Origin of the sequence: Streptomyces sp. NPDC058872 (genome assembly GCF_042743065.1) — a bacterium.
Taxonomy (GTDB): Bacteria; Actinomycetota; Actinomycetes; order Streptomycetales; family Streptomycetaceae; genus Streptomyces.
Genome location: NZ_JBHYMK010000015.1, coordinates 95,392 through 108,949 on the forward strand (window position 1 = coordinate 95,392; position 13,558 = coordinate 108,949).

The 13,558-nt window shown below is 70.8% G+C and carries 10 protein-coding genes and 1 pseudogene; 4 read left to right on the plus strand and 7 right to left on the minus strand.

The window, feature by feature from the left end; all coding sequences use genetic code 11:
• Positions 1 to 2: 2 nt before the first annotated feature.
• The 5 genes from ACFW22_RS12380 to ACFW22_RS12400 form a co-directional block, all read right to left on the minus strand.
• Entirely contained in the window at positions 3 to 1,523 is a 1,521-nt protein-coding gene (locus ACFW22_RS12380) for a Wzz/FepE/Etk N-terminal domain-containing protein (RefSeq protein WP_386402064.1), read from the minus strand.
• Complete coding sequence (locus ACFW22_RS12385) at positions 1,520 to 2,917, minus strand: Wzz/FepE/Etk N-terminal domain-containing protein (protein ID WP_386402067.1); 1,398 nt, start codon at positions 2,915 to 2,917, stop codon at positions 1,520 to 1,522. Before ACFW22_RS12385 ends, ACFW22_RS12380 begins: the two co-directional genes overlap by 4 nt.
• The gene (locus ACFW22_RS12390) at positions 2,914 to 4,179 is read right to left on the minus strand and encodes a glycosyltransferase family 4 protein (protein WP_386402070.1); all 1,266 of its coding nucleotides are present in this window, start codon (positions 4,177 to 4,179) and stop codon (positions 2,914 to 2,916) included. Before ACFW22_RS12390 ends, ACFW22_RS12385 begins: the two co-directional genes overlap by 4 nt.
• The gene (locus ACFW22_RS12395; RefSeq protein WP_386402073.1) at positions 4,169 to 5,485 is read right to left on the minus strand and encodes a nucleotide sugar dehydrogenase; all 1,317 of its coding nucleotides are present in this window, start codon (positions 5,483 to 5,485) and stop codon (positions 4,169 to 4,171) included. The genes ACFW22_RS12390 and ACFW22_RS12395 overlap by 11 nt, the downstream gene beginning before the upstream one ends.
• A gap of 73 nt (positions 5,486 to 5,558) precedes the next feature.
• Positions 5,559 to 7,037, minus strand: coding sequence for a sugar transferase (locus ACFW22_RS12400; RefSeq protein ID WP_386402076.1), 1,479 nt, complete (start codon positions 7,035 to 7,037; stop codon positions 5,559 to 5,561).
• Between the two features lie 984 nt (positions 7,038 to 8,021).
• Between ACFW22_RS12400 and ACFW22_RS12405 the strand changes: the two genes are divergently transcribed.
• Positions 8,022 to 8,261 carry a chaplin gene (locus tag ACFW22_RS12405; protein ID WP_386402079.1) on the plus strand — a complete coding sequence of 80 codons (240 nt, stop codon included), beginning with the start codon at positions 8,022 to 8,024 and terminating at the stop codon, positions 8,259 to 8,261.
• Positions 8,262 to 8,437: 176 nt separating this feature from the next.
• Here the strand turns inward: ACFW22_RS12405 and ACFW22_RS12410 are convergent, their stop codons facing one another.
• Together ACFW22_RS12410 and ACFW22_RS12415 are read right to left on the minus strand one after the other, a co-directional pair.
• Positions 8,438 to 8,848, minus strand: a complete 411-nt coding sequence (locus tag ACFW22_RS12410) for an ATP-binding protein (RefSeq protein WP_386402082.1) — start codon at positions 8,846 to 8,848, stop codon at positions 8,438 to 8,440.
• Positions 8,849 to 8,959: 111 nt separating this feature from the next.
• Positions 8,960 to 9,367 carry a hypothetical protein gene (locus tag ACFW22_RS12415; RefSeq protein ID WP_386402085.1) on the minus strand — a complete coding sequence of 136 codons (408 nt, stop codon included), beginning with the start codon at positions 9,365 to 9,367 and terminating at the stop codon, positions 8,960 to 8,962.
• 266 nt (positions 9,368 to 9,633) lie between these two features.
• Here ACFW22_RS12415 and ACFW22_RS12420 point away from each other — a divergent pair, with 266 nt between their 5' ends.
• The 3 genes and pseudogenes from ACFW22_RS12420 to ACFW22_RS12430 all read left to right on the plus strand — a co-directional run bounded on the left by ACFW22_RS12420 (position 9,634) and on the right by ACFW22_RS12430 (position 13,371).
• Positions 9,634 to 11,697, plus strand: a complete 2,064-nt coding sequence (locus tag ACFW22_RS12420) for an MMPL family transporter (protein WP_386402088.1) — start codon at positions 9,634 to 9,636, stop codon at positions 11,695 to 11,697.
• A 122-nt stretch (positions 11,698 to 11,819) separates the two neighbouring features.
• Positions 11,820 to 13,127 (plus strand): annotated as a pseudogene (locus ACFW22_RS12425) (molybdopterin-dependent oxidoreductase); the annotation flags it as partial.
• A gap of 115 nt (positions 13,128 to 13,242) precedes the next feature.
• On the plus strand, positions 13,243 to 13,371 hold the full coding sequence (locus ACFW22_RS12430) for a hypothetical protein (protein ID WP_386402091.1): 129 nt from the start codon (positions 13,243 to 13,245) through the stop codon (positions 13,369 to 13,371).
• Positions 13,372 to 13,558 lie beyond the last annotated feature (187 nt).

A 13,558-nucleotide genomic window follows, 5' to 3' on the forward strand; every position in this document is an offset into this window, starting at 1 on the left:
TCCTACCGCACCTCCTGGTCGCTGTCCGGGACGCGTCCCGCCCACATCGGCAGCCGTTCCGTCAGCCGCCGGCCCGCCCCGTACGGTCGGGCCGTCCGATCGTTCTGTCCCCGCAGCGCGGTGAGCAGCCCGTCCCACAGGGTGCCGTCGGTCCGGTCCCGTGGATCGGGGTCGATCAGCACCACACCGATCACCGCGATCCGCTGATCCGCGAGCTGCCGTGCCACGGTGTGCAGCCACGCGGCGCTGCCGTGCCCGGCGCGCACCACCAGCACGGTCCGCGTGCCGAGGTGATGGAGGTCGGTCCACGCGGTGCCGGGCGCCACCGATCCGACGCCGAGCCGGCGTTCCTGTCGCGACACGGTCGCAGCACGCTCGGCACCGACCACGAGGGGGTCGCCCGGCTTCGCACCCCGCCGGGAGAGTTCCGTGCCGGGCAGGGAGTCGATGACGGCCACGGACCCGTCCGGTTCCACCGCCCGCGCGAGGTCCAGGGCGATGGCGCCCGCACTGCGCGCACACCCCAGCTCCAGCAGCGACATGGGCTCTGCGGAGCTGCGGAAGGTACGGGCCAGGGAGGCGGTGAGCTGTTCCCGTGCCGTCCGGGCGTGCCGGCGTCGCCAGGGCGCCGTCGACCGGCCGGGCAGCTCCGCGACGACCGAGGCACCGAGGGCCGCTGCGATCTCCCGGCGCAGCACGGGGCGGTCCGCCACCACCGTGCTGACCGCCGCCACCGCGAGGCCGAGGACGAGGCCGAGGACGGAGCCGATCGCCGCGTTGGTGGCGGCTGCCTTGGGCAGCGAGTGCCGCACCGCGCGCGGTGCGTCCACGATCTGCGTACCGGCGATGAGGTGGGGCGTACCGATCTGCGCCTCCGCGGCGCGCTTGCTGAAGTCGGTGATCCGCGAGGTGAGTTCGGCCCGACGGGCGAAGAGCGACTCCAAGTCGGCCGATGCCTTCGGTCCGTCCTTCGGCGTTCCGTCCCCGATCTCCTCGTTGATCCGGTCCAGCTCGTCCTGCATCCGGTCGCGCTCTTCGAGCAGGCTCTTGGCCTCTGCGTTCGTGGCTTCCCGGATCCGTCTCACATGGTCCGCCATGAAGGCCCGGGCCAAGGCCTCGGCGCGGGTCACCGCCTCCGCGTCGCTGTCGCCCGTCACGGTGATCTGCAACAGGTTGTTGGTCAAACCGAGGCCTTCGTACTCCTCCATGAAGTCAGCGGGCTTCTCGTTCGACTTGAGGTACTTCAGGGCGCTGCTGGCGATCCGCGTGGTCTGCAGGAGTGCGACGTCGGTGCGGATCAAGGTTCCCGGATCGTTCGGTTGGTCCTGCTCGTGGGCGACCAGCACCTTGGTCACCGCGGTCGGCGGTGGCGGCAGCAGGATCGCCGAGGCCGCGCCGAGGAGCAGCCCCAGCAGCGCCACCGAGCACCAGAGGCGCCGTCGCCTGCGCACCGCCACGATCAGCGCCTGCAGGTCCAACAGGGGAGCGGCGGCCGACGGTTCGGCGGTCGTCCTCGTCGTCACCCCGTGCCTCCCGTCGCGTCCGAGCCGGCCGCCAGAGCCGGCACGGCGTCGGCCCGGGAAGAACCGCCGGACCGTCCTGGGCGGGCCCAGACCGTGCCGGCGAGGACGACGCCGACGACCTCGTGCGCGGCGTCCGCGCACGCCCCGGCGATGCCGGAGAGCTCCGCGGCGGTCCAACTGCCCGCACTGAGCACGATCAGGACGCCCGCCTCGTCGTTGCGGTCCGGCACCATCGGTTGGGACACCGAGACCTCGACCACCCGGAGCGCGGGGCGTTCCCCGTCGGGAGAGCGCGGGGAAGGGACGTCGCCGGCCTCGGCGGAGAGCCGCCCGGCCGCCTGCCGCGCGATCTCGTCGCCTTCCGGAACGACGACCAGAAGCCCTCCGGGGGAGAGGAGCTGGTCCCGGAGGCGGGCGCACACCCTCCGGTAGCGGACCTGCCGGTCGGCTTCGTCCCCGGACCGCTGCGGGGTGGGCGTGTCCCACCGGACGTCGAGGCCCAGCAGGCGGCGACCCCAGGCCCGCGGGCCGTGCTCCTTCGGGCGGTGCGCGAGTCGTTCGGTGGGCACCTGGACGCTGCCCAGCATCCCCGCTCCCAAGGCCGCGACGATCTCCGGTTCGGTGCGCAGCCGGCGACTCATCCGCGCGGCGGTGAGGTGGCCGATGGCCGCGACCAGGAAGAACAGCAGCGCTCCGGCAACGATGAGCTGTGTCCTCGTCGGCGGCGTCTCGTCGGTCGGCCGAACCGCCGGTCCCATGACGACCATGTCGGCCTTGTGGGCACCGGGATCGACCTGGTCCAGCTTGCTGACGGCCTCCTGCAGCGCGGTGCGCAGCTTCGCCAGTTCGGTCCGCGTCTGCACGCTCTCCACGGTCCGTCCCGGGTCGGTCGCATCGGCCAGCTCGCTGATCCTGCGACTGGTCTGCGTCACCAGCTGTCGCAGCGCCTCGGGTTGTGCCGTGGCCTTGGGGTCGGCGCTGGTGCCCACGAGCTGTGCGGCGAAGACGACGAACTGCCGGGCCACTTGGTCGGAGAGTTGCTGCGCGTGCTCCGGGGTGTCGGCCGTGCCCGAGATCTTGATGATGTTCCCGTCGGTGGCTTTGGCCGTCACCTGTTCCCGCAGTTCGTTCCCGTCGACCCCGCCCCACCGGAGGGCGGCGGCCGAGCGGTCGATCACCACCGAACTGGTCGCGATCTCCGCCTGGGTCAGCAGCTCGCGCTCCTCCCACGTTCCCGGCAACAGCACCGACGCCGACGTCGTGTAACGCGGCGGGAACAGCGACGAGGCGCCGTAGCCGACGAGCGCGCCCATCACGGTGAAGAGGGTCAGGAGCCGCCAACGCCGGCGGATAATCCGCCCGATCGTGACCAGGCGTATCGTGTCATCGCTCAACGGCGCGGCCTCTTCCCCGCCCGTACCGGCGAGCCCGCCGATACGGGGGAGTGGCCGCGGCAGGCGGCGGCATAGGCGTTGAGCAGGGATTGCTGGGAGTTCTTCCAGGAGAGCGGCCCGTTGATCCGCTCCTGGCCGATCTTGCCCATCTGGGCGCGCCTCTCCGGGTCGTCCAGCAACCGGGCGATGAGCTCGGCGAAGGCGGACTCGTCGTTGGCCGGTGCGTAGACGGCGGCGTCGCCGGCGGAGACGCGTGCTTCCCGGAGGTCGAAGGAGACGATCGGACGGCCCATCACCATGTATTCCAGGACCTTGTTCATGGTCGACACGTCGTTGAGCGGATTGTGCGGGTCGGGGGAGAGGCACACGTCGGCCGTGGACAGGTAGCGCACCAGGTCGGCGTCCGGAACGCGCCCGGTGAACTGCACCTGGTCCGACAGCCCGAGCTGCCGGGACAGCTCCACCATCGCGTCGAAGGTGTCGCCGGCGCCGACGAACACCGCGTGCCAGTCGGTCCGTCCGCATGCGTCGCGCAGTTTCGCGAGCGCCCGCAAGGCGTAGTCGACACCGTCCTGAGGGCCCATCACGCCGAGGTAGCACAGCAGATGGGGCTTGCCGTGCTTCAGTTCGGGCTCGGGCGGTACGGGGCGGAAGCGCGCGGTATCGGGTGCGCTGCGCACCACGAAGACGTCGTCCGGCCGCCGACCGCCCCGGCGCACCGCGACGTCCCGGTAGCTCTCGTTCGTGGCGAGCACGACGTCCGAGGCCCGGTAGGTCAGCCGTTCCAGTGCGCACACGGCGCGGTAGAGCAGGTCCTTGCCGCGGTCGAACCGGGAAAGGTACAGCTCGGGCACCAGGTCGTGCTGGTCGAAGACGAACCGTGCTCCGTGCCGCTTGAGCCACAGCGCCGGCAGGAACAGGAGGTCGGGCGGGTTGCAGGCGTGGACCACGTCGACCGGACCCACCTTCCGGGCCAGCCGAAAGGTGTGCCACAGGGCCGATCCGTACTCCTGCAGGTAGCCCGCGGGCCCGCCGGTGGCGGCGCGCAACGGGTAGCGGTGGATCCGCACCCCGTCGATCTCCGCCTCCGGTTCGGTGTCCCGCTTGGTTCCCCGAGGACAGATGACATGGACCTCCCAGCCTGCGTCACGCAGGGTCGTGCACTCCTGCCACACTCGTCGGTCGAAGGGCACCGACAGGTTTTCCACCAGGATCAGTGCGCGCCGGCCGGGCCGGTCGCTCCTGGTCGTGTCACCAAGCAAGGCCGATGTATCCCGGTTCGGTCCGACGCTTCTCGGCGTCGGGAAGGCGGATGAGGTCGATGATCACTGGACCGTCGCCATGGGGCAGGGCCGCCAGCACGGCCGGATCCGCGGTTCCGACCAAGCACACCTCGGAGTGTGCGAGCACGTCGTCGACGGAGTCCGCGAGCAGTTGCGCGAGGTGCGGCAGCCGCGTCTCGATGTACTCGCGGTTCGCTCCGAGCAGCCGGGAGAGGCTGACGTTGGCGTCGTGGATCCGCAGGTCGTAGCCCTTGCCGAAGAGCCTTTCGGCCAGTTCGACGAGCGGGCTCTCCCGGAGGTCGTCGGTCCCGGGTTTGAAGGACAGCCCGAAGAGTCCCACCCGACGCTTCCCGGTGCGCTCGACCAGCTCCACCGCGCGTTGCAGGTGGTCGGCGTTGGAGGGCAGCACATGGGAGAGGATGGGCACCGAGACGTCGGCCCGCTGTGCCGCGTGCACCAGACTGCGCAGGTCCTTGGGCAGGCAGGAGCCGCCGAAGGCGAAGCCGGGCCGCAGATAGGCGGGGCTGATGTTCAGCTTGCGGTCGGCCAGGAACACGTCCATCACCTGGTGCGAGTCCACTCCGAGCGCCTGGCACACCGCACCCAGCTCGTTGGCGAAACCGATCTTGAGACCGTGGAACGCGTTGTCCGCGTACTTGATGGCCTCGGCCGTGGGCACCGGCACTCGGAACACCTCGCCGGGCAGGCCGTCGTACAGCGCGGCCACCGCATCGCCGCTCGCCCGGTCGAGCTCGCCGATGACCGTCTTGGGCGGGTCGAAGAAGTCCCGCACGCTCGTGCCCTCCCGAAGGAACTCCGGGTTGACCGCGACTCCCACGTCCACTCCGGCGGTGCCGCCGACGTACTTCTCCAGGATCGGCACCAGCAGGTTCAGACAGGTGCCGGGGAGCATGGTGCTGCGGAAGACGACGGTGTGCCGCCCGCCCCGCTCGGCCAGTGCGGCACCGATCTCTTCGGTGACCCGCTCCAAGTACGTGGTGCACAGGCTGCCGTTGGCTTCCGACGGGGTACCCACGCAGACCAGCGACACCTCGCTCTCCGCGATCGCCGCGCGGACGTCGGTCGTGGCACGTAAGGCCCCGGTCCCCACGACTTCGGCGATGAGCTCGCCGATGCGCTCCTCCACCACCGGTGCCTGGCCGCCGTTGACCAGGTCGACCTTCACCCGGTTCACGTCCACGCCGATGACTTCGTGTCCCATGCTGGCCAGGCACGCGGCCGACACGCAGCCCACGTAGCCCAGTCCGAAAACGCTGACCCTCACGACTCGTTCCTCCCCCCAGGCAGGCCCTTTCGGCCTGCGTTCCGAGCACCTGCCGGTCTACGGTCCCCGTACATCAGTAGGCCCCCTGTCCGTAGAGCACCGCACGGAGCGTCTTCCACAAGATCACTGTGTCCAGGGCGAGGGACCAGTCCTCCACGTACCGCAGGTCCAGCCGGACCGCTTCCTCCCAGGAGAGGTCGCTGCGTCCGCTGATCTGCCACAGACCGGTGAGTCCGGGCTTGACCAGCAGCCGTCGCCGGATGTCCGGGCCGTACGCGGCGGACTCCTCCGGTAAGGGAGGACGCGGCCCCACCAGCGACATCGATCCGGTGAGCACGTTGAAGAGCTGCGGCAGCTCGTCTATCGAGTACCGGCGCAGCACTCCTCCGACCCGGGTCACCCGCGGATCCTTGCGGAGCTTGAACAGCAGGCCGGCGCCCTCGTTGCGGTCCTCCAGTTCGGCACGGACCCGGTCCGCATCGGCGACCATGGTGCGGAACTTGAGGATGGTGAACTCGCGACCGTCCTTGCCGACCCTGCACTGGCGGTAGAACGCCCCGCCCCGACTGTCCATCAGCACCAGCAGCGCGACGAACACCATGAGCGGCGCGAACAGCACCAGCAGGATCGCCGCGCCGATCCGGTCGACGACCTCCTTGATCGCCCTGCGTCCTCCGGTGAAGGTCGGCATGCTGACCCGCAGCAGGGGGATTCCGAGCACCGCGTCGATATGCAGGCGCGGGCCGGCCACCTCCATCAGCACGGGGGCCACGACCATCTCGGCGTCGCTGCCTTCGAGGTTCCACGCCAGCCGCTGCAGCCGGTCCGGTGACCAGTGCGGGTCCGGTGTGATCGCAACGACGCGGTAGCCGTCACGGCGGACGTGCTGGGCGACGTCGGAGAGCCGGCCGATGATCGGCACCCCGTCGACCTGGTCACCGTCGAGCCCGATCTCTTCCGTGGTGCACACCCCGTCCACCCGCCAACCGAGGTGGGGGAACTTACGCGTCCGGGTGATCAGGTCGTGCACGGTCGCGGTGCTGCCGGCGGCGAGCACCGACCGCAGGCACCTGCCTTCCTTCCGCTGCTTGTGCAGCCAGAGGCGCAGCACGTACCGCGCGGTCATGGTGACGAGCGCGATCGCGGGGACCGCGACGAAGATCCAGAGCTTGATGTTGCGCGAGGTGAGGGCGATTCCTCCGAGGGCCAGTACGACGGTGGCGGTGAAGAGGGAGCGCCCGAGTCGACGGAACTCCTCGGCGCCCTGGCCGAGTACGGCCGGGGCCCATGACCGGGTCACCGCGAGCGCCGCCAGCACCAGGAGTTCGGTGCCGAAAGCGAGGATTCCCCACTTCTCGTGCCAGTTGGCCGCGTCCCGCGCCCCGAAGAAGTTGCCGATCGTCGCCACCACGAAGGCGGTGGCCACGGTATCGCTGATGATCACGGTACGGCGGTACCGCTGTTCCCAGTCGATCGTGGGTTGGCTGATTGTCCCGCCCGTCTGATGCTCACGCGTTGACGGAAACGGGCTGACAAGTCCCCCTTGCCGCACAGAACCCCCCAGGTCCCCAGTGGTTCGACGCATTCGCCGCGCACTGTTGCTTCCCCCCGGGAGGCGCCTGCCTCCCGCACCGCTCCTTTCCTCAGGGGGCGTCTGCCCCCGTACGGTGTCCAGCCGTGACCGGTACCGCGCGAACGACCCGTGACCACGGCAGGGACTCACGAGTCCTGCCAGGTCACTTGCGAGGAGCGGAACCGCAAGGGCCTTGGGTGCTCCCCGCGCCCGAGGCTCTTGTTCGGGCACCAAGAATTGATCACCCCACGCCCGACGCCGGAATGAGACGTGCTGTTTCCCGTGGCGCCGTACCTAAAGATCATTAATGGTCGCCTCGTGCCCGAACGGCTGAAGCACCGTCAATCTAGACCATGCGGAGCGGTATTGGAGAGAGGATGTGTGTAATTTGTGCGCAAGCTTTGAGACAAGATCCACGAGTCATTGACCAACCATGCGCCCTTGACGCTCCCGTGCGGTGCAGCTGTGTCGCATGATCCACAACTCGCTTTGTGTTCAACCTTGTTGGTTGAGGGTTCAAGAGGGAAGCGACCGTTCCGGGGTCACTCGTGTGCCCTGCCGCCGCTCCGGAGAAGAGGGACGGGAATCGGGTCTCGTGGTGCGGCGCAAGACCCGTGTGTACGTCTGGTGCCCATGGGGTCACGGGGACTTCACTGCATTTCCGATTTCCGGGAACGACGTGTGATTCGGGAGCCGGACGGGAGGAGGGGCGTCGCGGAAAAGGAATCCCGCCCCCTCGAAGCCGTGGTGGTGCTCTTCGCGGCGGGCGGGGTGCGGACGGACCTCCACCGTCAGCCCCGCGACCGCTCATTGCCCCGATCGGGTGGGACCCGGCACCTCGACCCAGCCGGCGGACGCGCCGTGGCGAAGGAACCGGTGAGGGGGCCGAGGCGTCCTGCGGATCCCCGAGGGCCGCGCGGGTCGTCCGCGCGGTGCAGTCGTTCCCCATGGGAGGTAGTTCCGATGATGCACGTACGACGTGGTCTCGCAGTGGTGGTTGCGGCCGGGGCGGTGGTGGCCGGCGGTGCTTCGATGGCCGTGGCCGACGCGGGCGCCGGCGGAGTGGCCGCCCACTCGCCCGGTGTGCTCTCGGGCAATCTGATCCAGGCGCCGGTCCACGTGCCGGTCAACGCCTGCGGCAACACCGTCAGCATCGTCGGGCTGCTCAACCCGACGTTCGGAAACACCTGCGTCAACGCCTGACGGTCCGCTCGACCCCGGTCCGGCGCCGACGAGACGGGGTGGCGCGGACCGGTGACCCGACCGTCCGCGGGCGAGGGTTCTGAGCGGTGCCCCCGCACGAGTCACCGCGGACGGGACGGGTCGGCTGGGGGTGGTCGTAGGCACGGCCACCCCCAGCGCTTCCCCCGCGGGCGCGCCTACCAGGACAGAACGGCGACGACCTGCTTGCCGTGGTCCGAGGGGCTGACGAAGACTTCCGCCCCCAGGGCCCGGACGATCTTCAGGCCGCGTCCGCCCTGCTCGGTTCCCTTCCGCCCGGAACCCGCACGGGGCAATGCGCTGGAGGCGTCGCTGACGACGACGCCGACCCGCCCGTCCTCCAGGCTCAGTGTCAGGGCGTACGGTCCTTCGGCGTGCACGACGGCATTGGTGACCAGTTCGGAGACGACCAGCAGGATGTCGTCGGCGACGCTGCGGGGGCAGGATGCGATCGGATCGGCGAGCATGCGCTCCGTGGTGCGACGGGCCCGTCGCGGAGCCTGTGCGCCTGATGGAAGACGAAGGTGGACCGTTGTCGGTCCCACGCGAGGTGCGGTGGAGCAGTCCATGAGGGGGCCTCCGGGAGGCCGTGCGGTCGACCGGCGGTCCGGCCGCGGTGAACGGAGAACGACAAGGGTTGCGGTGCCTTCGCTCCGCAACCCCTGATCGGCCCACCGGCGCTACCACTTCGCGTGGCAGTCCCAATGGCTCGGAACCCAGTGGGTCACGTAGTGACCGGGCACCCAGTGCTGCTTCCACGAGCCCTTGCCCCACCAGCCGTTGTGCCACCGGCCGTCGTGGTCCCGGTGCCCGTGGTGCCAGGTGCCGCGGTGCCACTTCTTCTCCCAGTGGCCCTTGACCCACTTCTTCTCCCCGTGGGCCTTGACCCAGGTGCACCGCTGGTGATGCTTGTCCTGGTGATGCCGGTGGTCCCGGTGGTCCCGGTCGCCGGTGACCGTGGAGGCCACCGCGGACGCCGTCGGCGCCGCGCTCGCCGTGGCAGAGACGCCCAGCACGGACGCGCCTGCCAGAAGACCTGCCGACGCAGCTCCGGCGATCAGGCGCCGGGCGTGCAGGGATGCGGTCATCGGACTCACCTCCTCCCACTCCTCTGCGGACTTCTTCGGGTGATTCCTCCGGTTTGCGGAGTCTCAGCAATGATTCGTGCCGAACCGTGTGCCGGATTGCTCGTCACCTCATCCGATTCCGAGGGCCGTACGGCTGACGAATCCGGCCCCCGCCCATCCCGCGCCGCCCCGGGTTCCGAACCCTCCGCGCGAGCCGAGGCCGCGCCGCCCGCAGCGGCGCGGCATGACCCGTCACCGCGGGCGGCGTTCAGGGAAAGGCGGATGACGTGAGGTGGGCGAAACGGCCGGGAGTCCCGGCCACCCTTCTGCTGTGGTTGGTCCTCGCCGTACTGAGCGGTCCCTTCGCCGCCCGCCTCGGCGACGCGGCGGGTGCCGAGGGACAGCAGGCCCCCGCTCTCCCCGGCACCCAGTCCGCCAGGGTGGCGGAAGCGCTGAACCCAGCGGGGGGACCGGAGCCCCTACCGCTCGCCGTGTTGTGGACCCGTGCGGACGGCGGTCGGATCACGCCGCTCCAGGAGCGGTCCGCACGCCAGGTCGTGGACCGGCTCGCCGGCCCCGCTGCGGCGCCGTTCCCCTCTCGGGACGGAGAAGCCGTCGCGGCCGTCGTCGAGGCGGGTCCGGACCGTCTCGCCGAACAACTCACCAGTGTCCGCGAGGCGGCAGCCGGAGTGCCGGGCACCGTGGTCCACCTGGCAGGCCCTGCCGCCGCGCAAGTCGACCTGGAGGACTCCTTCGCACGTACCGACGGGATGCTGCTGGCCGTCGCCCTCGGCGGAGTGGTGGTCATCCTGCTGTGGGTCTACCGCAGTGCACTGGTGCCGCTGCTGGTGATTGCCGGTGCCCTCCTTTCCTTGTCCACGGCCTCCGCACTGTTGTACGGGTTGGCCAGGTCAGGACTCCTGGCGGTCGATGGTCAGGCTCAGGGCATCGTGTTCGTCCTGGTCATCGGTGCCAGCACCGACTACGGCCTGCTGCTGGTGGCGCGCTGCCGCGAGGAGGCCCATCGGGGGGAGGAGAGCCGGACCGCGATCGCCGTGGCCCGTCGTGCCACCGCGCCACCCGTGATCGCCAGTGCCGCGACCGTCGCCTGCGCGATGATGACGCTGGTGCTGGCCACGCTTCCGGCGGACCGGTCTCTGGGGCCCGCGGTCGCCCTCGCCATGGCCTGCAGCGCTGTGACCTCCTTGACGTTCCTGCCGGCAGCACTCGTGCTGTGCGGACGGCGGGTGCTGCACACGAGGGCACCCGGAGGGGGAGCCGGTCCGTGGAAGGGGCCGGCCCGTGCGATCCGGTGCCGTCCTCGCCGGACCTGGCTGGTCTGCCTCTCCCTGCTTGCCGCGGGAGCGGCCTGTGCGCCGCTCCTGCAGCAGGACGGCGTCCCGCTGCACCGGGCCCTGCCGGCCGGGTCCGCTTCGGTGACGGGGCAGGCCGTCCTCGCACGGCACTTTCCCGCCGGCACTGCGAGTCCCCTGGCCATCGTGGCACCACGAGCCGAGTCGACCAGGGCGGCCGGCACCGCCTCCGCGACCCCCGGCATCGCGGCCGTCGTCGTCGGCCGGGAGTCGGAGCGCACGACACTGATCCTCGCGACGCTCACGGATCCGCCGGACAGCGATCGGGCGCGGCGGACCGTGGAGCGGCTGCGCGCCTCGCTGACGGGGACGGGGGCACTGGTCGGTGGCCAGGCGGCGCAACTCGCCGACATCCACACGGCCGCCGCCCGGGACCACCGACTGATCATGCCCCTGGTCCTCCTGGTGGTCCTGGTCGTCCTCGTCATCCTGCTGCGCTGCCTGCTGCTGCCCGTGTTGCTGGTCGTGGCGGCGGGGGCCGGTCTCCTCGCCGCCCTCGGGGCAGCGGCCCTCGCCCTCCGGCTGTTCTGGGGGAGTTCGGCGACCGAACCCGCAGTCGTCCTCTTCTCCTTCGTCTTCCTCGTCGCGCTCGGCGTGGACTACAACATCTTCCTCGTCCACCGAGTGCGCGGCGAGGCGGTGACGAAGGGCACGGCGGCCGGAGTGCTGGCGGGGCTGACGAGCACGGGCGGGGTCATCAGTGCGGCAGGGCTCGTCCTGGCGGCCACCTTCGCCGCGCTCGGCGTGATGCCCCTGCTCTACCTCGTACAGATCGGACTGATCGTCTCCGTGGGCGTTCTGATCGACACCCTGCTCGTCCGGCTCTTCCTGGTGCCCGCCCTCATGACCGACCTCGGGCCCCGGGTCTGGTGGCCCTCTCGATTGGCGGGCGACCGGGCGCCCCACGCCCCCGCTGCCCTCCCCGCTCCGGAAGCCGGGGGCGCCTCCTCCTCCCCGGCGCCCGCTATGCGCACCTGAGGAGAGCCGGACGGCGGATCCCCAGCTGCCCGGCCGACGGACCAACCCGTTCGGCGGGTTCCACCGAATGCCGTGCGTGAGCAGCCTCCGCAGCACCCTCGTCCGAATGCTCCTGGGCGCAGGGTGCCGCCGACGTGCTCCCCTCGCTCATCGGTTTTGTGGCGGGCGCCCTGGCCCTCCACGTCATGGCGGGAAGACTCGCCCGAGTGCCCGCCAGCGCCGGTGAGCCCGGCGTGCTCCCTGCAGAGGGCGGGTACGGCGGAGGGGGACACCGGCGGGGCTTCTTCGTCGCCGCCGGTGCCACGGCCGTCGCCGCCACGACCGCCGGCCTCCTCGGTCGACACCCGCCACGACCGCCGGCCCCCTCGGTCGACACCCGGCACGACACCGGGGACGCGGTGCGGTTGCCTCCCGTGCTGCGCTCGTACTGCCCGCACCCGCGTCGCCCGCGCCGCCCGTTCCCCGGGGCGGGCGTCTCACGGTGGAGGGGACCACCCCGTTCACCATCCCCCACAAGGACTGCTATCGCGTCGACACGGCCCTCGTCGTGCCCAAGGTCGACGCGGACACATGGCGTCTGCGCATCCACGGCGAGGGCGTCGCCCGGCCCAGGACCTTCACCCTGGACGACCTCCTCGCACGACCGGTGATCGAGCGTGACACCACCCCCACCTGCGTCTCGAACGAGGTGGGCGGCCCCTATGCGGGGAACGCCCGCTGGCTCGGCGTCCGGCTGGGGGACCTGCTGGGGGGATGCGGGGTCAAGCCCCCTTCCGGAGGCGGACCTGTCGACCAGCCGGTCGCCCGGTCCGTGGACGGCATGACGCTCGGATCCCCCGTGGAAGACGTGAGGGACGGCCGGGACGCCATGCCCGCCGTCGGCATGAACGCCGAACCGCTGCCGTTCGCCCACGGCTTTCCGGTCCGCATGCTCGTCCCCGGCCCGTACGGATACGTATCGGCCTACAAGTGGATCGAAGACATCGAACTCACCACCTTCGACGCCCACGATGCGTACGGGGTGAAGCGCAGATGGGCCCGGCGCGCTCCGATCAAGACGCAGTCGCGCATCGACACCCCCCCGCCCCTTCGCCCGTCCGGCCGCCGGCACCGTCACGGTCGCCGGGGTCGCGTGGGCCCGACACCGCGGCACCACCCGGGTGCAGGTCAGGGTCGACGAAGGCCCCTGGCAGGATGCCGACCTGGCGGCCGAGGACTCCGTCGACACCTGGCGCCAGTGGTCCTACCGCTGGCAGGCCGCCCCCGGCGGACACACGATCGCCGTCCGCGCGACCGACGGCACCGGCCTGCTCCGGACCGAGCGACGGGCCAGGACCATTCCCGACGGGGCGAGCGGTTGGCACAGCGTCTTCGTCACCGTCACCTGGTCCTCTTCGACGGTGCGAGCCGTGGGAGCGTCCCCCTCCTGACCGTCAGGATGACGACGAGGAGGACGTCGCCTCGACCTGCGGCAGCCCGGCAACCCTTCGCAGGACGGTGGAGTCTGAAGGGGGGAGGGGCAGATCGCAGAGGGAGGGCGGTGTCGTGGGAGAAATCCTGACGGTGACGGTGGCGAAGTGGGTTCTCGACGGGATGGGGCTCGTCCTCGACTACATGGGCTTGCGCGCCGAGTTCGAGCAGTATCGGCGCAAGCGCCGGAAGCGCCGTGGTTAAGGCGTCGTCCCCGTGGGTTCGGCGGGCTGCGGCTCGTGGTGGGGACGGTTGAGCGGCTGCTGCCGGACGAGCCGGGGAAGCTGTTTCAGCGGGTGGTGCTGGAGGCTCCTTACCGAGCTCAAGGGCGACCCGATGCGGCTCACCCGTCATGCGCAACGACCTGGTGGGGGCGTCGAACCCACAGGCG

Coding starts and splice junctions, on each gene's coding strand:
- ACFW22_RS12405 (WP_386402079.1), top strand. CDS start 8,022: ATGATGCACGTACGACGTGGTCTCGCAGTGGTGGTTGCGGCCGGGGCG.
- ACFW22_RS12410 (WP_386402082.1), bottom strand. CDS start 8,848: ATGGACTGCTCCACCGCACCTCGCGTGGGACCGACAACGGTCCACCTT.
- ACFW22_RS12415 (WP_386402085.1), bottom strand. CDS start 9,367: ATGACCGCATCCCTGCACGCCCGGCGCCTGATCGCCGGAGCTGCGTCG.